Source organism: Enterobacter sp. A103 (genome assembly GCF_034427535.1).
Classification (GTDB): Bacteria; Pseudomonadota; Gammaproteobacteria; order Enterobacterales; family Enterobacteriaceae; genus Enterobacter; species Enterobacter asburiae_B.
Map to the genome: position 1 here is coordinate 123,959 of NZ_JAXQPQ010000006.1, position 18,072 is coordinate 142,030.

Annotated in this window: 16 protein-coding genes and 1 pseudogene; 12 read left to right on the plus strand and 5 right to left on the minus strand. The window is 56.4% G+C overall.

Annotated elements, in window-relative coordinates; all coding sequences use genetic code 11:
- Positions 1 to 160 precede the first annotated feature (160 nt).
- The 3 genes from pitA to SPH27_RS17090 all read left to right on the plus strand — a co-directional run bounded on the left by pitA (position 161) and on the right by SPH27_RS17090 (position 2,609).
- Positions 161 to 1,660, plus strand: a complete 1,500-nt coding sequence (pitA, locus tag SPH27_RS17080; RefSeq protein ID WP_023309552.1) for an inorganic phosphate transporter PitA — start codon at positions 161 to 163, stop codon at positions 1,658 to 1,660.
- A gap of 174 nt (positions 1,661 to 1,834) precedes the next feature.
- Complete coding sequence (locus SPH27_RS17085; protein ID WP_028018334.1) at positions 1,835 to 2,224, plus strand: polymorphic toxin type 44 domain-containing protein; 390 nt, start codon at positions 1,835 to 1,837, stop codon at positions 2,222 to 2,224.
- Entirely contained in the window at positions 2,202 to 2,609 is a 408-nt protein-coding gene (locus SPH27_RS17090) for a hypothetical protein (protein WP_182071617.1), read from the plus strand. Before SPH27_RS17085 ends, SPH27_RS17090 begins: the two co-directional genes overlap by 23 nt.
- 43 nt (positions 2,610 to 2,652) lie before the next feature.
- Here the strand turns inward: SPH27_RS17090 and uspB are convergent, their stop codons facing one another.
- Positions 2,653 to 2,988 carry a universal stress protein UspB gene (gene uspB, locus SPH27_RS17095; RefSeq protein WP_003861224.1) on the minus strand — a complete coding sequence of 112 codons (336 nt, stop codon included), beginning with the start codon at positions 2,986 to 2,988 and terminating at the stop codon, positions 2,653 to 2,655.
- A 282-nt stretch (positions 2,989 to 3,270) separates the two neighbouring features.
- Here uspB and uspA point away from each other — a divergent pair, with 282 nt between their 5' ends.
- On the plus strand, positions 3,271 to 3,708 hold the full coding sequence (uspA, locus tag SPH27_RS17100) for a universal stress protein UspA (protein ID WP_003861223.1): 438 nt from the start codon (positions 3,271 to 3,273) through the stop codon (positions 3,706 to 3,708).
- A gap of 96 nt (positions 3,709 to 3,804) precedes the next feature.
- Here the strand turns inward: uspA and rsmJ are convergent, their stop codons facing one another.
- Both rsmJ and prlC read right to left on the minus strand, forming a co-directional pair.
- Complete coding sequence (gene rsmJ, locus SPH27_RS17105) at positions 3,805 to 4,557, minus strand: 16S rRNA (guanine(1516)-N(2))-methyltransferase RsmJ (protein ID WP_033146861.1); 753 nt, start codon at positions 4,555 to 4,557, stop codon at positions 3,805 to 3,807.
- A 7-nt stretch (positions 4,558 to 4,564) separates the two neighbouring features.
- The gene (gene prlC, locus SPH27_RS17110; protein WP_048976969.1) at positions 4,565 to 6,607 is read right to left on the minus strand and encodes an oligopeptidase A; all 2,043 of its coding nucleotides are present in this window, start codon (positions 6,605 to 6,607) and stop codon (positions 4,565 to 4,567) included.
- Between the two features lie 214 nt (positions 6,608 to 6,821).
- Here prlC and SPH27_RS17115 point away from each other — a divergent pair, with 214 nt between their 5' ends.
- From SPH27_RS17115 to SPH27_RS17125, 3 genes are all read left to right on the plus strand, one after another.
- A complete protein-coding gene (locus SPH27_RS17115; RefSeq protein WP_032640380.1) occupies positions 6,822 to 7,664 on the plus strand; it encodes a 23S rRNA (adenine(2030)-N(6))-methyltransferase RlmJ in 843 nt (280 codons plus the stop codon).
- Between the two features lie 71 nt (positions 7,665 to 7,735).
- Positions 7,736 to 9,088 (plus strand): glutathione-disulfide reductase, encoded by a 1,353-nt coding sequence (gene gorA, locus SPH27_RS17120; protein WP_033146863.1) that lies wholly within the window; start codon positions 7,736 to 7,738, stop codon positions 9,086 to 9,088.
- Between the two features lie 182 nt (positions 9,089 to 9,270).
- Positions 9,271 to 10,920: an alpha,alpha-trehalase gene (locus tag SPH27_RS17125; RefSeq protein ID WP_045355923.1), complete on the plus strand. Its 1,650-nt coding sequence runs from the start codon at positions 9,271 to 9,273 to the stop codon at positions 10,918 to 10,920.
- Between the two features lie 127 nt (positions 10,921 to 11,047).
- Here SPH27_RS17125 and SPH27_RS17130 read toward each other — a convergent pair whose 3' ends face one another.
- Positions 11,048 to 12,637 (minus strand): STY4199 family HEPN domain-containing protein, encoded by a 1,590-nt coding sequence (locus SPH27_RS17130; RefSeq protein ID WP_032662140.1) that lies wholly within the window; start codon positions 12,635 to 12,637, stop codon positions 11,048 to 11,050.
- A 148-nt stretch (positions 12,638 to 12,785) separates the two neighbouring features.
- On the opposite strand from SPH27_RS17130, the gene SPH27_RS17135 reads away from it, so the two are divergent.
- Positions 12,786 to 13,325, plus strand: coding sequence for a GNAT family N-acetyltransferase (locus tag SPH27_RS17135; RefSeq protein WP_182072903.1), 540 nt, complete (start codon positions 12,786 to 12,788; stop codon positions 13,323 to 13,325).
- Positions 13,326 to 13,396: 71 nt separating this feature from the next.
- Positions 13,397 to 13,495: pseudogene (locus SPH27_RS17140) on the plus strand (lysozyme); the annotation flags it as partial.
- 97 nt (positions 13,496 to 13,592) lie between these two features.
- On the opposite strand, the gene SPH27_RS17145 reads toward SPH27_RS17140, so the two are convergent.
- Positions 13,593 to 14,351, minus strand: coding sequence for an SDR family NAD(P)-dependent oxidoreductase (locus tag SPH27_RS17145; protein WP_048981462.1), 759 nt, complete (start codon positions 14,349 to 14,351; stop codon positions 13,593 to 13,595).
- A gap of 119 nt (positions 14,352 to 14,470) precedes the next feature.
- Between SPH27_RS17145 and SPH27_RS17150 the strand changes: the two genes are divergently transcribed.
- The 3 genes from SPH27_RS17150 to SPH27_RS17160 all read left to right on the plus strand — a co-directional run bounded on the left by SPH27_RS17150 (position 14,471) and on the right by SPH27_RS17160 (position 18,031).
- Positions 14,471 to 15,370 carry a LysR family transcriptional regulator gene (locus tag SPH27_RS17150; RefSeq protein WP_045404754.1) on the plus strand — a complete coding sequence of 300 codons (900 nt, stop codon included), beginning with the start codon at positions 14,471 to 14,473 and terminating at the stop codon, positions 15,368 to 15,370.
- A gap of 52 nt (positions 15,371 to 15,422) precedes the next feature.
- Positions 15,423 to 16,448, plus strand: coding sequence for an inner membrane protein YhjD (gene yhjD, locus SPH27_RS17155; RefSeq protein WP_047059925.1), 1,026 nt, complete (start codon positions 15,423 to 15,425; stop codon positions 16,446 to 16,448).
- A gap of 260 nt (positions 16,449 to 16,708) precedes the next feature.
- On the plus strand, positions 16,709 to 18,031 hold the full coding sequence (locus SPH27_RS17160) for an MFS transporter (protein WP_023309582.1): 1,323 nt from the start codon (positions 16,709 to 16,711) through the stop codon (positions 18,029 to 18,031).
- Positions 18,032 to 18,072 lie beyond the last annotated feature (41 nt).

The following is an 18,072-nucleotide window of genomic DNA, read 5'->3' on the forward strand; positions in this document are numbered from 1 at the left end:
ATATTACAAAGCCATTTCATTGAAATTTAAAGAATATCCTTTCTAGTGCTTTTCTCAAATCAGGTGGTATGTCAAAAAAAGTCTATATTTCACTTTGCCCGCCGCGCATTTGTCCTGGATAATGCGCCGCGTTCATGTCCTCAAAATGGCGTAACGTCCTATGCTACATTTGTTTGCCGGCCTGGATTTACATACCGGGCTTTTATTATTGCTTGCTCTGGTTTTTGTACTGTTTTACGAAGCGATCAACGGCTTCCACGACACTGCAAACGCAGTAGCGACGGTTATCTACACTCGCGCAATGCGATCGCAGCTTGCGGTTGTTATGGCGGCGGTATTTAACTTTTTTGGTGTTCTCCTGGGCGGACTGAGCGTTGCGTATGCCATCGTGCATATGCTGCCAACGGATCTGCTGCTTAACGTTAGTTCTGGCCATGGCCTCGCTATGGTGTTCTCAATGCTGCTTGCTGCAATTATCTGGAACCTCGGTACCTGGTATTTTGGCCTGCCTGCATCCAGTTCTCACACCCTCATCGGCGCGATTATCGGTATCGGTTTAACCAACGCCCTGATGACCGGGACATCGGTTGTTGATGCGCTGAACCTGCCTAAAGTATTGGGCATTTTCGGCTCCCTGATCATCTCCCCTATCGTGGGTCTGGTAGTCGCGGGGGGATTGATTTTCATCCTGCGTCGCTACTGGAGTAACACGAAAAAACGTGCGCGTATCCACCTGACGCCAGCAGAGCGTGAGAAGAAAGACGGCAAGAAAAAGCCGCCGTTCTGGACGCGTATCGCCCTGATCATTTCTGCTATCGGCGTGGCCTTCTCTCACGGCGCGAACGACGGGCAGAAAGGCATTGGTCTGGTGATGCTGGTTCTGATCGGCGTCGCACCGGCAGGCTTCGTGGTGAACATGAACGCCTCGGGTTACGAAATCACCCGTACCCGCGATGCGGTCAACAACGTTGAAACCTATTTCCAGCAGCATCCTGACCTGCTGAAAAAAGCGACCGGCGTTGATCAATTGATCCCTTCTCCGGAAGCCGGTGCAACCACCGCGCCTGGCGAGTTCCACTGCCATCCGGCAAACGCGATTAACGCGCTGGAACGTGCGAAAGGCATGCTGGGCGATATCGAAAGCTACGACAAACTGGCTGTAGAACAGCGTGGTCAGCTGCGTCGTATCATGCTCTGTATCTCTGATGTGACCGATAAAGTCGCGAAGCTGCCAGAGGTGAATGGTGACGACAAACGTCTGCTGAAGAAACTGAAAAGCGATATGCTCAACACCATTGAGTACGCGCCAATCTGGATCATCATGGCCGTCGCGCTGGCGCTTGGTATCGGTACGATGATTGGCTGGCGTCGTGTGGCGACCACCATCGGCGAGAAGATCGGTAAGAAAGGCATGACCTATGCGCAGGGTATGTCCGCGCAGATGACGGCGGCAGTGTCTATCGGTCTGGCGAGCTACACCGGTATGCCGGTATCCACCACCCACGTACTCTCTTCATCCGTGGCAGGTACCATGATTGTTGACGGTGGCGGTCTGCAGCGCAAAACCGTGACCAACATTCTGATGGCCTGGGTGTTCACCCTTCCGGCATCCATCCTGCTGTCTGGCGGTTTGTACTGGATTTCGCTGAAGCTGATTTAATCGGTTGAAGGCGACAAAAAAGCGGGTCAGGAAGCTGACCCGCTTTTTTTATGGCTGTTGTTTGCCATAAGGTGTTTGATCACATGAGGATTTCCTGAACATTTTTTGCGCAACTTCAAAACACAGAAATAACTATCATGGCGGCCAGAAGAAAAACCAGACAAAGGAGAATGTATGGCTTCTGTCCCTATTTCAGGACCGGGTTCAATCGTTATAGCGAACAATATGCGTGAAGCACGCCTTCACGGAATGTCTCGCAATATGGCTACGCCCTCAACGTATTACTGGTTCTACCAAAAAGTCCGAAATGGCGGTCCCTGGGATTATAAAAAATTCGACCCATATTTTGCTGCATTTGGTAACTTCAACTTCGGAGCCGCTGGTACTGCGGCAGGTATCCCTGCAAACATCCTTCTTATGGGCGCCGGTTGGGCTCAAGGCCGTGCTGGCACCTCAAAACCTGAATGGGGAAAATGGTACGAAAAGCCGCCTTACGGGGATGATCCAACGGACCAACGCAACATCAGAGAAGGAATAGACTATGCCATTCAAAACGGCTATTAGATGGACTCATCGCCTTGTTACCGTTTCGCTTTTGATTTTAGTCATTGGATTTTTCTGGTTAAACCACCAGCCTAATCCGCGAAATAACGATGAACTACAGCGCGTTTATAAATTATCCGATAGCGTCTGGCTCTATATGACCGTGAACAATCAGGGCGGTGCAACCGTGCCCACAATCTACCGTTACTATCTCTCAGGGGAGATAGCAGGGAAAGATATCGACATTATCCATCAGTTGGCCATGAAGAATCCCGTCATTGAAGGTACAGGTACGATTACCGCGGCCAGCCTTGATACAAACGGAGAAGTCAAAATCACCTATAGCGGGAAAGTTATTTCGATTGAGAGCAATATCTCCGATCTCCGGTTCTCAGTTAAGCCATGAGCCAGAGGAAAGAAGGCGGGGCTGACCCCGCCTGTTGTGGCGCTCAGTGCCAAATCATCAATGCAATCATACTGACTACGACCAGCCCGCACAGGGCGCTGGTCAAAATGAACTGACGACGCAGGCGCTCGCAGCGACGAATAAACTCTTCATCGTGATGATCGCGGTAGCGCTGGTAGTAGATGTACCCCACCAGACGCATCTGCTTGCTGGGCTGTCCATGCGAGGTGAAGAACCCTCCACCGTCCACATACTGATAAAGCAACGGATCGCAACCACGAAGTACCACTAACAGCGCACGTAACGATGAGAAGTAGCGCGCCATATTCACTATGCAAACCACGCATAACGCCCAAAACAATGCGACGGTGCTAATCATACATCCTCCCCGGCGTCCGCCCACGAAGCAAGGCTCCTGAGCTACCGCACCCCAATGCCCTGACAGACAGTTCAGTGAAAGAATGACCAAAATCGATCCGGTTCGCGTTTTAATATCCGAACGGCTCATTTAACAGTGTAGGAGATCCGTTAATTTTTTTGCCACAAGGTTAATCGTTATCAACACCAAAGCTTGAAAAATATGTTTAACTGGGCCGTAATGAAAGTATCAGACGACGGCATTCTCACTTAGTCATCGATAACTTAAGGAAGGAGTAACACTATGGCTTACAAACACATTCTCATCGCGGTTGACCTCTCTCCGGAGAGCAAAGTGCTGGTTGATAAAGCGGTATCCATGGCACGTCCCTACAACGCGAAAGTTTCGCTGATTCACGTTGACGTGAATTACTCCGACCTCTACACCGGTCTGATCGACGTGAATCTTGGCGATATGCAGAAACGCATCTCCGAAGAGACTCACCATGCCCTGAGCGAACTCTCCACCAACGCGGGCTATCCGATTACCGAAACCCTGAGCGGCAGCGGCGACCTGGGCCAGGTGCTGGTTGATGCGATCAAGAAATACGATATGGACCTGGTGGTTTGCGGTCACCATCAGGACTTCTGGAGCAAGCTGATGTCTTCAGCGCGCCAGCTGATTAACACCGTTCACGTGGATATGCTGATTGTTCCACTGCGTGACGAAGAAGACGAGTAAGTGCGTTAAACTCCCCTCACCCTAACCCTCTCCCAAAGGGAGAGGGAATAGATCGAGGACACAGGCCGGGTAAGGCGAAGCCGCCACCCGGCTTTTTTATTCCGGCGTACCCGGATAAATATCAAACCGGTGCCCTTTGGTGGTCACCGCGTTAGTGGTCGCAACGTCCGCCAGCGGCGGCGCATAGTCCGGGCGCTTTACCACCACCCGCTTCGTGGCAAGCTGACGAGCCGGCTCCAGCAGGCCATCGGCATCCAAATCAGGCCCCACCAGCGACTGAAACACCCGCATCTCTTTCTTCACCAGCGCGCTTTTCTGCTTATGCGGGAACATAGGGTCGAGATAGACCACCTGCGGGCGCGGGGTGATGTCCGTTAATGCCGTCAGGCTGGAGGCGTGGATCAGCTGCAAACGATCCTGCAGCCAGGGGCCGATTTCCGGGTCCGCGTAGCCTCGCGCCAGCCCGTCGTCGAGCAGCGCAGCGACCACCGGATTACGCTCCAGCATCCGCACGCGACAGCCGACGGACGCCAGCACAAACGCATCGCGCCCCAGCCCCGCCGTGGCATCGACCACGTCCGGGAGGTAGCTCCCTTTGATGCCGACCGCTTTGGCCACCGCTTCGCCGCGACCGCCTCCGAACTTGCGCCGGTGCGCCATCGCGCCGCCGACAAAATCGACGAAAATCCCGCCGAGCTTCGGTTCGTCGCGCTTGCGTAATTCGAGATGTTCCGGCGTCATCACCAGCGCCATCAGGTTTTCTTCATCGTGCTCAAGCCCCCAGCGGGCCGCCAGAACAGATAAGGCGCCGTCTCCGGCGCCTGTTTCATCTACTAAGCAGATCTTCACGTAACAATCAGCCTTTGATCCCGTAATGCTCAAGCATCGCATCCAGCTGCGGCTCGCGGCCGCGGAAGCGTTTGAACAGCACCATTGGCTCTTCAGACCCGCCGCGGGTCAGGATGTTATCGAGGAACGACTGGCCGGTTTCGCGGTTGAAGATCCCCTCTTCTTCGAAGCGGGAGAAGGCATCTGCCGCCAGCACGTCGGCCCACAGGTAGCTGTAGTAGCCCGCCGCGTAGCCGCCGGCGAAGATGTGGCTGAAGGCATGCGGGAAGCGGCCCCAGGTTGGCCCTGGAATAACGGCAACCTGCTTTTTAATCTCGGCCAGGGTCTCAAGGATTTTCGCACCCTGCTCCGGGCTAAACTCGGCGTGCAGGCGGAAATCGAACAGGCCGAACTCCAGCTGGCGCAGAATGAACATCGCCGCCTGGTAGTTTTTCGCCGCCAGCATTTTATCCAGCAGCGCTTTCGGCAGCGGTTCGCCGGTCTCATAGTGACCGGAGATAAACGCCAGCGCGTCCGGCTCCCAGCACCAGTTTTCCATAAACTGGCTTGGCAGCTCGACCGCATCCCACGGCACGCCACTGATACCGGCTACGCCTGCGGTTTCGATGCGGGTCAGCATGTGGTGCAGACCATGACCGAACTCGTGGAAAAGGGTGATCACTTCGTCGTGGGTGAACAGCGCCGGTTTGCCGCTTACCGGACGGTTGAAGTTACAGGTCAGGTAGGCGACCGGTTTTTGCAGGGAACCGTCGGCTTTACGCATCTGGCCTACGCAGTCGTCCATCCACGCCCCGCCGCGCTTGTTCTCACGCGCGTAGAGATCGAGGTAGAAGCTGCCGCGCAGCTCGTTTTTCTCGTCATACAGCTCGAAGAAGCGCACGTCCGGGTGCCAGACGTCGATATCGGTACGCTCTTTGGCGGTGATGCCATAGATGCGCTTTACCACTTCGAACAGGCCGTTAACGGCTTTGTTTTCCGGGAAGTACGGGCGCAGCTGCTCGTCGCTGATGCTGTAGAGATGCTGCTTCTGTTTTTCGCTGTAGTACGCGATATCCCACGGCTGCAGCTCGTCCACGCCGAACTCCGCTTTCGCGAAGGCGCGCAGCTGGGCCAGCTCTTTCTCACCCTGCGGACGGGCGCGTTTCGCCAGATCGGTCAGGAAGTCGAGCACCTGCTGCGGGTTCTCCGCCATTTTGGTGGCGAGGGATTTATCGGCGTAGTTTTCGAAGCCCAGCAGCTGCGCCAGCTCGTGACGCAGGGCGAGGATTTCCGCCATTACCGGGCTGTTGTCCCACTTACCGGCATTCGGCCCCTGATCGGAGGCGCGGGTGCTGTACGCGCGGTACATCTCTTCGCGCAGGGCCTGGTTGTCGCAGTAGGTCATCACCGGCAGATAGCTCGGGATATCCAGCGTCAACAGGAAGCCTTCCTGCTCTTTCGCTTCAGCCTGGGCTTTTGCCGCCGCCAGCGCGCTTTCCGGCATACCGGCCAGCTCCGCTTCGTCGGTAATCAGCTTCGTCCAGCCCATGGTGGCGTCGAGCACGTTGTTGCTGTACTGGTTGCCCAGCTCGGACAGACGCGCGGCAATTTCGCCGTAGCGGGTCTGCTTCTCTTTTGGCAGGCCAATCCCGGACAGCTCAAAATCACGCAGGGCGTTATCGACCGATTTTTTCTGCGCCGTGTTCAGTTCGGCATAGTGGTCGCCGTCGCGCAGGTCGCGGTAGGCTTTGTACAGCCCTTCGTGCTGCCCGACCCAGGTGCTGTACTCAGAGAGCAGCGGCAGGGTCTGCTCGTAGGCTTCGCGCAGTTCCGGGCTGTTTTTTACCGAGTTCAGGTGGCTCACCGGGGAGAAGATACGCCCCAGCACGTCGTCCACTTCGGCCAGCGGCTGACACAGATTTTCCCAGGTGTACGGCGCGCCCTGCGCTACCACGCTTTCTACCGCCGCGCGGCAGTTGTCCAGCGATTGCGTAACGGCTGGAACAACATGCTCAGGGAGGATTTTAGAAAACGGCGGCAACGAAAAAGGCGTCAGTAATGGATTGGTCATAAACGCTGTCCTGTTGAAATAGGTGAATGAAGCGCGCATCCGGCGCTATGCATATGGGATCTAGAATGGGGTTAAGTGTAGAGGATTTCAATGCCGGGCGTTGCGCTTTCGCGGCGGTGGAAACTTTTCTGTATACTGTGGCGATACGCTCTATTTTTGCCCGATGGCGTTACGCTTATCGGGCCTACGTTTACTACCTGGAACACATTCATCCATGCTCAGTTATCGCCACAGCTTCCACGCAGGCAACCACGCCGACGTCCTTAAACACACCGTTCAGAGCCTGATCATCGAATCGCTCAAAGAGAAAGAGAAGCCGTTTCTCTATCTGGACACGCACGCGGGCGCGGGCCGTTATCAGCTGAGCGGCGAGCATGCCGAGCGTACCGGTGAATATCTGGAAGGGATTGCCCGCATCTGGCAGCAGGACGACCTGCCTGCCGAGCTGGAGCCTTACATCGGCGTGGTGAATCACTTCAACCGCAACGGCCAGCTGCGCTACTACCCTGGCTCACCGCTGATTGCACGCCAGCTGCTGCGCGAGCAGGACAGCCTCCAGTTGACCGAGCTGCATCCGAGCGACTTCCCGCTGCTGCGTTCCGAATTCCAGAAAGACAGCCGCGCCCGCGTGGAAAAAGCCGACGGTTACCAGCAGCTGAAGGCCAAACTGCCGCCGGTTTCCCGTCGTGGCCTGGTGCTGATCGACCCGCCGTACGAAATCAAAACCGACTATCAGGCGGTGGTAACCGGCATCCACGAAGGCTACAAACGCTTTGCTACCGGCACCTATGCCCTGTGGTACCCGGTGGTGCTGCGCGCGCAAATCAAACGCATGATCAAAGACCTGGAAGCGACCGGCATCCGCAAGATCCTGCAGATCGAGCTGGCGGTACGCCCTGACAGCGATCAGCGCGGGATGACCGCCTCCGGCATGATTGTGATCAACCCGCCGTGGAAGCTCGAAGCGCAGATGAACAACGTGCTGCCGTGGCTGCATAAAACGCTGGTGCCCGCCGGTACAGGCCACGCCACCGTCAGTTGGATCGTGCCGGAGTAATCGCAGTCATCGGTGGAAACTATTGATTTCAGGTATACAATCGCGGCAATTCACGATTAAGGACAAAAGCAATGACTAAGCATTATGACTACATCGCAATCGGCGGCGGCAGCGGCGGCATCGCCTCCATCAACCGTGCGGCCATGTACGGCCAGAAGTGCGCGCTGATTGAAGCCAAAGCGCTGGGCGGCACCTGCGTGAACGTGGGTTGTGTACCGAAGAAAGTGATGTGGCATGCGGCGCAGATCCGTGAAGCTATCCATATGTATGGCCCGGACTACGGCTTTGACACCACCATCAACCGCTTCGACTGGGACAAACTGATCGCCAGCCGTACCGCCTACATCGACCGCATTCACACCTCGTACGACAACGTGCTGGGTAAAAATAACGTCGATGTTATCCACGGTTTCGCCCGCTTTGTGGACGCGAAAACGATCGAAGTGAACGGCGAGACGATCACCGCCGATCACATCCTGATCGCCACCGGCGGTCGTCCGAGCCACCCGAACATCCCGGGCGTGGAATACGGCATCGACTCCGACGGTTTCTTCGAGCTGCCTGCCCTGCCAAAACGCGTTGCCGTTGTTGGCGCGGGCTATATCGCGGTGGAACTGGCTGGCGTGATTAACGGCCTGGGCGCGGAAGCGCACCTGTTCGTACGTAAACACGCGCCGCTGCGCAGCTTTGACCCGCTGATTGTCGATACGCTGGTTGAAGTGATGAACACCGAAGGCCCGACCCTGCATACCAACGCCGTGCCAAAAGCGGTGGTGAAAAACGCGGACGGCAGCCTGACGCTGGAGCTGGAAGATGGCCGCAGCCAGACCGTCGATTGCCTGATCTGGGCGATTGGCCGTGAACCTGCGAACGATAACTTCAACCTGGGCGTAACGGGCGTGAAAACCGACGAAAAAGGCTATATCGTCGTCGATAAATTCCAGAACACCAGCGTACCGGGCATTTATGCGGTCGGCGATAATACCGGTGCGGTTGAGCTGACGCCGGTGGCCGTTGCGGCGGGTCGTCGTCTCTCCGAGCGCCTGTTCAACAACAAGCCGGACGAGCATTTGGACTACAGCAACATCCCGACCGTGGTCTTCAGCCACCCGCCAATCGGCACCGTCGGCTTAACCGAGCCGCAGGCGCGCGAACAGTACGGCGACGACCAGGTGAAAGTGTATAAATCGGCGTTTACCGCCATGTACACCGCCGTCACCTCTCACCGTCAGCCGTGCCGCATGAAGCTGGTCTGCGTAGGTCCGGAAGAGAAGATTGTCGGCATCCACGGCATCGGCTTCGGTATGGACGAGATCCTGCAGGGCTTCGCCGTGGCGCTGAAGATGGGCGCAACCAAGAAAGACTTCGACAACACGGTGGCCATCCACCCTACGGCCGCGGAAGAGTTTGTGACCATGCGTTAATCCTGATGCCCCTCTCCGGAGGGGCATTTTTTTTAACATTCATAAATCGTTGCAAAACGAATGCTCCGAAAATAGTGATCTACCGCACATATCCCTCCCCATCTACCGAAGCGAATGTCTACGCTTATAGGACGCCCGGATAAACCTGTCTTTTGAACACACAACCGGAGGTCCCTATCACCATGTTCAACCAGAAACTACAGGCTACCGAGAACATCGAGTTCGAGATTGCAGAAGAGCTGCGCTACGAGACCGATCCCTGCGAGTTGAAACTGGATGAAATGATTGAGGCGGAGCCGGAACCCGAAATGATCGAGGGGCTACCCGCCTCCGATGCGTTGACGCCCGCAGACCGCTATCTTGAACTGTTCGAGCATGTGCAGTCGACGCGGCTGTTTGCGGACAGTAAAACCTTCCCCGACTGCGCGCCGAAGATGGATCCGTTAGATATCCTGATCCGCTACCGCAAGGTCAGACGCCACCGGGATTTCGACCTGCGCCAGTTTGTGGAGAACCACTTCTGGATGCCGGAAACGTACGGTACAGAATATGTCTCCGACCCGGGACTCTCCCTGAAAGAGCACATTGATAACCTGTGGCCGGTGCTGACACGCGAGCCGCAGGATCATATTCCCTGGTCTTCCCTGCTGGCCCTGCCGCAGGCTTATATCGTTCCCGGCGGGCGATTCAGCGAGACCTACTACTGGGATTCCTACTTCTCCATGCTGGGGCTGGCGGAGAGTGGCCGTAACGATCTGCTGAAGTGTATGGCGGACAACTTCGCCTGGCTGATTGAACGCTACGGGCATATCCCCAACGGCAACCGCACCTATTATCTCAGCCGCTCGCAGCCACCGGTCTTTGCCCTGATGGTGGAGCTGTTCGAGGAGGACGGCGTGCGCGGTGCGAAACGCTATCTGGATCACCTCAAAATGGAGTACGCCTTCTGGATGGACGGCGCGGAGTCGCTGCTGCTTAACCAGGCTTACCGCAGCGCCGTGCGCATGCCGGACGGTTCACTGCTAAACCGCTACTGGGATGACCGCGATACACCGCGCGACGAATCGTGGATCGAGGACGTGGAAACCGCCCGCCACTCGGGTCGTCCGCCCAATGAGGTGTATCGCGACCTGCGCGCGGGGGCGGCGTCCGGCTGGGATTATTCGTCCCGCTGGCTGCGCGATCCGTCGCGGCTCGCCAGCATCCGCACGACGCAGTTTATCCCCATCGATCTGAACGCCTTCCTGTTCAAGCTGGAAAGCGCTATCGCCAACATCTCCGCGTCGAAAGGGGATAAAGAGACGGCAGAGGCGTTCCGCCAGAAAGCCAACGATCGCCGCGCGGCGGTGAACCGCTATCTGTGGGATGAGGAGAGCGGCTGCTACCGCGATTACGACTGGCGACGCGAAGAGCTGGCGCTGTTTTCTGCCGCCAGCATTGTGCCGCTGTATGTTGGAATGGCGACGCACGAGCAGGCAGAACGTTTGTCGGATGCGGTCAAATCGCGGCTGCTGACCCCGGGCGGAATTCTGGCGACCGAATACGAAACCGGCGAGCAGTGGGATAAACCCAACGGCTGGGCGCCGCTGCAGTGGATGGCGATTCAGGGGTTCAAGCAGTACGGCAACGACTCGCTGGGCGATGAGATCGCCTGGAGCTGGCTGCATACGGTGAACCATTTTTATAAGACGCATCACAAGCTGATTGAGAAGTACCACATCGCCAGCAGCACGCCGCGCGAAGGTGGCGGGGGTGAGTATCCGCTGCAGGACGGTTTCGGCTGGACGAACGGCGTGGTGCGGCGGCTGATTGGGTTGTATGGGGAGCCTTAAGCGGGGTGCGGTCTGGTGCCCTCACCCCTCACCCTAACCCTCTCCCCAAAGGGGAGAGGGGACTGCACGGTGCGCTCTGCATCTCCCTCGCCCCTATGGGGAGAGGGCTGGGGTGAGGGGAAAAATTTTAGCGAATCACCTCATAAATGGCAGTCTGAATGGACTGCCATTTTTTCGTGGTGGCATCCGGCTGCGACTGCGCGCGACGTGTGGCCATGTCGAGATCGTGCTGCTGGCGTTTCACCACGGCAGGCACGGTGCAGAACGCTTTGAGATACTCTTTACGAACCGAGGTCAGAGACTCGCCGTTCGACATGGCGTGGCTGAGCGTGTTGATGAAGCGACGGCACGGCTTCTCTTCCACCATGTTCTGCCGGTAGCGTAGCATCAGCTCCAGCACATCGTCATAGCCTGCCGACATCGCCTCTTCGGTCCAGGAGAGCTTCCAGTCCATGCCGCCCTGCAAAAATAGCAGGGTCACGCGGGTATCGTTGCGGTTAATGGCCGAGCGGAAATTATTCTCGTCCCAGGTGACCCCCATGCGCGTGAGCGTTTCGCGCGAGGAAGGCGTCTCGCGCATTTCCTGCGGAGGGGCCGCTTCAGCCGCGCTGGCGGTTGCAGGCTGCGGTTTGCTGCTGGTCACCAGCCAGAAGCCTCCCGCCACGATAGCAATCACCATGACGCCAACCGCCCCCCATAGCGCACCGGAAATGAGCTGCTCGCGTTGTTCAGGGGTACGCGGCGCGCGCTGGGTCGGCTTTTCAATGGTGTCACGGACTTCAAACAGATCCCCACCAGTGACCCGATCCATTTTCTGCGCCTTTTCCCAGAAGGTATGCAATTCGCTGGCATCTACCGCCATGAATCCGGCCGGATTGACGCGCGTTCTCCCCTCTTCAAACGCGCGCTGAACGGGCCGCGCGATCTGCGCGTAGTAGTTATCCAGCAGCTGGATTTGCGCCGAGCTTAGCGTTTTCTGAACGGTGATGCTGTTGCGGATTTGCCGAATGTCATCGAGGAAGGTTTGCAGCGTTTTGCGCGGTTCAACCAGCAGCGTCAGCATGGACGGGTCGCTGAACAGCGAAGCGTAATAGCGGCTGAACTCTTTTTTATCCACCAGCATCTGCGCCAGTTCACTGAACATCATGCCGCTGAGGACATCATTGATCTCGCCAAGCTTCAGCCAGCGCCGTACGCGGTCAGCGTTAAACAGGGTCTTAAGATGGTTGTTCAGCCGCACCTGATCGGGCCAGGCCTGCTGGATGAGCCCTTTGATCATCAGCTCAATCGCGCGTACCTGCTTGTGCGCCTGCTGCTGCTGGAGTTCGCTTCCCGGTGCCAGGTCGGTGCTGTAGGTCAACAGCGGCTGCTGCAGGCGAAGATGTTCCAGCGCGGTCACAAACCGCATCGCCGCAATAAGCTGGTTTTCACTCACATCCTGTCCGCTTTCATACTGCGGAACGCGCTGCTGCAGCAGGCGCAGCTGGAGCGTAAATTCCGACATCTCGGCATCATTGAGGTTGAGTTTTTTCGCAACGGCTCCCCAGCCGCCCAGAGCTAATCGCGCGCTGTCGAGTTGTTCCAGGAACCAGCGTGGATCTTTGCCCTCAGAAGCATGTACATTCAGAAGGAGTAAAATTTCCACTGACGCATGGCGAATGACCGCCAGACAGTGTTCAAACTGTTCGCGAATATGATGTGATGTGCTGAGAGTCATTGTTTTCCTTAAGCGACAACGAAGACATCCGGAATGGGCACGAAACGCCCTTTATTCTTTTTATTTATACGCGGTTAACCATACCTGAGTTTCTGTTGAAATAAAGTGACAACCCTAAAATGATTTAAAATGTTTCAGGAGAATCTGAATGCCGGTTTTAATTACCTCTCGCCTGACCTGTTCGCCCCTGCAGGAGCAAGACTGGCCCTTTTTTCTGGCGCTACAGCAGCACCCGGACGTGATGCGCTTTGTGGCGGAAAACCGCCCCGTCGCGGCGATCCGCGAGGCGTTTGATTCGCGCCTGGCCCCATGGGCACCGGGCAGCGCACACTGGCTTTGTCTCGTAGTGCGTGACACCGCCTCGCAGGCCCCGCTGGGCGTTACCGGGTATATTCATCGGGAGGAGGATTGCGCCGAAGTGGGCTTCCTTTTCGCACCCGAGGCGCAGGGGAAAGGTTACGGCTTTGAATCCCTGAAAGCGCTTTGCGATTACGCTTTTGATCAGGGCGGTATACGGCGGCTCACCGCCACCGTCACCGCGGGAAATGTCGCGTCAAGACGCCTGCTGGAAAAAGCCCGCTTTCGTCTGGAAGGTGAATTACTCGAGAGCTATTACCTTGCGGGGCGCTGGCAAAATGACTGGCTATTTGGTTTATTACAGCAGGAATACCTGAATAATAATTCCTGACCAACCGCTTTTTAGCAGATATTTCCCGGACGTCGTTTCCTCTTCAGCGTCGCTATTAAGAGGAAACGAATATCAAACGTCATTCTCTGAAAATATTTTCTGCCGCCATTGCGTTAATAAATAAACATCAGGGTCTTTCTCTTGAGAAATATCGTGATGAAAATGGGTTATCGGCTATGGCTGCCTGCGTTCTTTATCACTGTCAGTATGCAGACACATCCATATTAAGGGTTTCCTTAAGAGGTTCCTTCCCCTTAAGCCCGTGCATCACAGGAACATACCACCTGATACTTCAATACGTTGCGCATTCATCCAGCCCAATTTATCGCTGAGCAGTGCCGCAATGGCATCGCCAATATCGTCCGGCAGCCCCACCCGTCCCAGCGCCGTCTGCGACGCCAGCAGCTGATTCAGCTCCGCGTTGTCGCGCACGCGTCCGCCGCCAAAGTCGGTTTCAATCGCGCCCGGCGCAATGATATTGACGGAAATTCCGCGCGCGCCCAGCTCTTTCGCCTGATAACGCGTCAGCACTTCCATCGCTCCCTTCATGGCCGCGTAGGTCCCAGAGCCCGGCTGGGTAAAACGGGCCAGCCCGCTGGAGACGTTGAGGATACGCCCCCCGTCGTTAAGCAGCGGCAGCAGGCGCTGGGTCAGGAAGAAAGGTCCTTTGAAATGAATGTTCAGCGCTTCATCAAACTGGGCTTCCGTCGTGTCGGCATAGGGCGCATATAAACCCGTTCCGGCATTGTTCAATAAATAGTCAAAGGTTTCGCGCTGCCAGACGGTCTTAAGGGTTTCCTGAAGCTGTCGGGCAAAATGATCAAAACTCGCGATATCCCCGACGTTGAGCTGTAATGCCGCTGCGTTGACGCCTTTTTCCTGAATTTCATGCACAACATCCAGCGCTTCCTGCTGGCTACGATTGTATGTCAGGACAATTCCCGTTCCGTCTGCCGCCAGCTTTAACGCAGCGTTTTTACCCAGACCACGGCTACCACCCGTCACTAATGCGATACGTTCACTCATCATAAACCTCGTTTTGGCTGTTAAGGAGATTGAGAAAGAGCTTATTAGGTGATAGAAAATCAATAAAGATGGGTTATAACGCTTCACTGTTTCAACAGAAACAACAATGAGCTTCCTCTATGGATAAAATTCACGCAATGCAGTTGTTCGTCCGCGTCGCGGAACTGGAGAGTTTTTCCCGCGCGGCCGAAACATTAACCCTGCCGAAAGGCAGCGTCTCGCGGCAAATTCAGGCCCTGGAAAACCGGCTTGGCACCCAGCTATTGCACCGCACCACGCGCCGCGTCAGCCTGACGCAGGACGGCATGGTCTATTACGAACGGGCAAAAGATCTGCTGGCAAACCTTGATGAACTCGACGGTATGTTTCAGCACGATCCCTCCAGCATCAGCGGTCGGCTCCGCGTGGATATGCCCGTCGGCGTTGCTCGAAATTTAGTCATCCCCAAACTGCCTGCTTTTCTGCAGCACTATCCGGGCATTGAACTCGAGCTCAGCAGCAGCGATCGTCTGGTGGATGTGATCCGCGAAGGGTTTGATTGCGTGGTGCGCGTCGGCACATTGAAGGATTCAGGGCTGATTGCCCGTCCGCTGGGCAAGCTGTCGGTGATTAACTGCGCCAGCCCGGATTATCTGGCGCGATTTGGCTACCCGGAAACGCTCGACGATTTAGGCTCGCACGCCGTCATCCACTACGCCGCGATGCTGGGAACCCGCCCGCAGGGCTTTGAGTTTTATAACGGCAGTGCGACGCAGTGGATAAAAACGGGCGGGGTATTAACCGTCAACAGCACGGAAACTTACCAGGCTGCCTGTCTCGCCGGGCTGGGCATTATTCAGGTTCCGCGGGTTGGGGTGCGTGATTTACTGCGCGCGAAGAAACTGATTGAGATCCTCCCGCAATACCGGGCCGAACCGATGCCTGTCTCCCTGATTTACCCCCACCGCCGCAACCTCTCCCGCCGGGTCCATCTGTTCATGGAGTGGCTTACTGAACTCACAAAAGCTTACGTGGACTAGCCGCAAGCTATAATTCAAAAACACATCCAGCTCAACGAAAAGGAAAATGCGCGTGACGCCGGAAAACAATCCGCAACGACCCACCCAACATTTAGAATATGAGCCCATCAAAAAGATGGAAACCGAGCCTGAAGCGCCCGCAACGCCGGGAACAGCCAGCAAAGCGCTGGGTACGGTTACCAGCATGGCAGAAAAGATCCAGCAGCTTCCCATGATTGCGCACCTGATACGCGCCACAGAACGGTTTAATGACCGCATGGGGAACCAGTTTGGTGCCGCCATCACCTATTTTTCCTTCCTGTCGATGATCCCGATCCTGATGGTGTCGTTTGCAGCGGCCGGTTTTGTGCTCGCGTCGCACCCGACGCTGCTGCAGGATATCTTCAGTAAAATCCTGAATAACGTCAGTGACCCGACTCTTGCCAGCACGCTCAAGAGCACCATCAATACCGCCGTTCAGCAGCGTACCACCGTCGGCATCGTCGGTTTGCTGATTGCCCTTTACTCCGGCGTTAACTGGATGGGCAACCTGCGCGAGGCCATCCGCGCCCAGTCGCGCGACGTCTGGGAGCGTAAGCCGCAGGACCAGGAGAAAATCTGGGTGAAGTATCTCCGCGATTTTGTTTCGCTGATTGGCCTGCTCGTCGCGCTGATCGTGACGCTTTCCATTACCTCCGTGGCGGGCTCGGCGCAGCAGATGATCATCTCCGCGCTTTACCTTGATTACATCGAATGGCTCAAGCCCGCCTGGCGCGGCATTGGGCTGGCCATTTCCATCTTCGCCAACTACCTGCTGTTCTTCTGGATATTCTGGCGCTTGCCCCGCCATCGTCCGCGCAAGAAGGCGCTGATCCGCGGCACGTTGATTGCGGCGATCGGCTTTGAGGTGATCAAAATCGTGATGACCTACACGCTGCCGTCGCTGGTGAAATCCCCTTCTGGTGCGGCGTTTGGCTCGGTGCTGGGACTGATGGCCTTCTTCTATTTCTTCGCCCGCCTGACGCTGTTCTGCGCGGCATGGATTGCCACCGCCGAGTACAAAGGCGACACGCGAATGCCCGGTAAAACGCACCGCTAGCCCCGCTCTCGGGCTGAAATTTCAGCCCGATTCATCATTTCAGCATATAAATCCAGCCCGTAACTTTTATTTAACTGAAAACCAGTTTAATTGACTGATATTTAAAATCTGTGAAGCATTTCATAGACGTGTTTTCGCTGGTCTGAAAATTATCCGCTTTTTGTTGCTTTTATCACCAGCACGCGGCTTTGTTACAGATTGAAATGTCGCTTTTGCTGTGCGTAATATGGCCTTTCGTTCGACAAAAATAAGAAAATATTATGCAAGCAACAGCCACCACACTCGACTCAGGGACGGAAAACGTTCCGGTAAACTCGCGCAATAAAGTTGTCGTCGCCTCGCTGATTGGCACCGCCATTGAGTTCTTCGACTTTTATATTTATGCCACCGCCGCGGTCATCGTCTTCCCGCATATTTTCTTCCCTCAGGGCGATCCGACGGCGGCCACGCTGCAGTCTCTGGCGACCTTTGCCATCGCGTTTGTTGCGCGTCCGATTGGCTCTGCGCTGTTTGGACACTTTGGCGATCGCATTGGCCGAAAAGTCACCCTGGTGGCCTCGCTGCTGACGATGGGCATCTCCACCGTAGCCATCGGTCTGCTGCCGACCTATGAAACCATCGGCATTCTGGCGCCGGTCCTGCTGGCGCTGGCGCGTTTCGGTCAGGGTCTGGGGCTGGGCGGTGAATGGGGCGGCGCGGCGCTGCTGGCCACCGAGAACGCCCCGGCGCGCAAGCGCGCGCTGTACGGCTCATTCCCGCAGCTGGGCGCGCCGATTGGCTTCTTCTTTGCCAACGGGACGTTCCTGCTGCTCTCCTGGCTGCTGACGGATGAACAGTTCATGAGCTGGGGCTGGCGTCTCCCGTTTATCTTCTCAGCCGTGCTGGTGCTGATTGGCCTGTATGTGCGTGTTTCGCTGCATGAGACTCCTGTTTTTGCGAAAGTGGCCGCGGCGAACAAGCAGGTGAAAGTGCCGCTGGGTACGCTGCTGACCAAACACGTCCGCGTGACCGTGCTGGGCACGTTCATCATGCTGGCAACCTATACGCTGTTCTACATCATGACCGTCTACTCCATGACGTTCAGTACCGCCGCCGCGCCGGTTGGCCTGGGCCTGCCGCGTAACGAAGTGCTGTGGATGCTGATGATGGCGGTGATCGGGTTTGGCGTGATGGTACCGATTGCGGGCCTGCTGGCGGACAAATTTGGTCGTCGTGCGAGCATGATTACGATCACCACGCTCATCATTCTGTTTGCTCTGTTCGTCTTCCCGCCGCTGCTGGGTTCAGGTAGCCCGGCGCTGGTGATGGCCTATCTGCTGATTGGCCTGAGCCTGATGGGGCTGACCTTCGGCCCGATGGGCGCGCTGCTGCCTGAGCTGTTCCCGACGGAAGTGCGTTATACCGGCGCGTCGTTCTCCTACAACGTTGCCTCTATTCTGGGCGCGTCCGTTGCGCCGTATATCGCCACCTGGCTGCAGGCGAACTATGGTCTGTTCTATGTGGGCGTCTATCTGGCGGCCATGGCGGCGCTGACGCTGATTGCGCTGCTGCTGACTCACGAGACGAAGCATCAGGCTCTGTAATTCACTGCGGCCTGATGCCCTCACCCCGGCCCTCTCCCACA

Bases quoted from the DNA above. Each gene is read 5' to 3' on its own strand.
- pitA (WP_023309552.1), top strand. From the start codon at position 161: ATGCTACATTTGTTTGCCGGCCTGGATTTACATACCGGGCTTTTATTA.
- SPH27_RS17085 (WP_028018334.1), top strand. From the start codon at position 1,835: ATGGCTTCTGTCCCTATTTCAGGACCGGGTTCAATCGTTATAGCGAAC.
- SPH27_RS17090 (WP_182071617.1), top strand. From the start codon at position 2,202: ATGCCATTCAAAACGGCTATTAGATGGACTCATCGCCTTGTTACCGTT.
- uspB (WP_003861224.1), bottom strand. From the start codon at position 2,988: ATGATTAGCACCGTCGCATTGTTTTGGGCGTTATGCGTGGTTTGCATA.
- uspA (WP_003861223.1), top strand. From the start codon at position 3,271: ATGGCTTACAAACACATTCTCATCGCGGTTGACCTCTCTCCGGAGAGC.
- prlC (WP_048976969.1), bottom strand. From the start codon at position 6,607: ATGACCAATCCATTACTGACGCCTTTTTCGTTGCCGCCGTTTTCTAAA.
- SPH27_RS17115 (WP_032640380.1), top strand. From the start codon at position 6,822: ATGCTCAGTTATCGCCACAGCTTCCACGCAGGCAACCACGCCGACGTC.
- gorA (WP_033146863.1), top strand. From the start codon at position 7,736: ATGACTAAGCATTATGACTACATCGCAATCGGCGGCGGCAGCGGCGGC.
- SPH27_RS17125 (WP_045355923.1), top strand. From the start codon at position 9,271: ATGTTCAACCAGAAACTACAGGCTACCGAGAACATCGAGTTCGAGATT.
- SPH27_RS17130 (WP_032662140.1), bottom strand. From the start codon at position 12,637: ATGACTCTCAGCACATCACATCATATTCGCGAACAGTTTGAACACTGT.
- SPH27_RS17135 (WP_182072903.1), top strand. From the start codon at position 12,786: ATGCCGGTTTTAATTACCTCTCGCCTGACCTGTTCGCCCCTGCAGGAG.
- SPH27_RS17145 (WP_048981462.1), bottom strand. From the start codon at position 14,351: ATGAGTGAACGTATCGCATTAGTGACGGGTGGTAGCCGTGGTCTGGGT.
- SPH27_RS17150 (WP_045404754.1), top strand. From the start codon at position 14,471: ATGGATAAAATTCACGCAATGCAGTTGTTCGTCCGCGTCGCGGAACTG.
- SPH27_RS17160 (WP_023309582.1), top strand. From the start codon at position 16,709: ATGCAAGCAACAGCCACCACACTCGACTCAGGGACGGAAAACGTTCCG.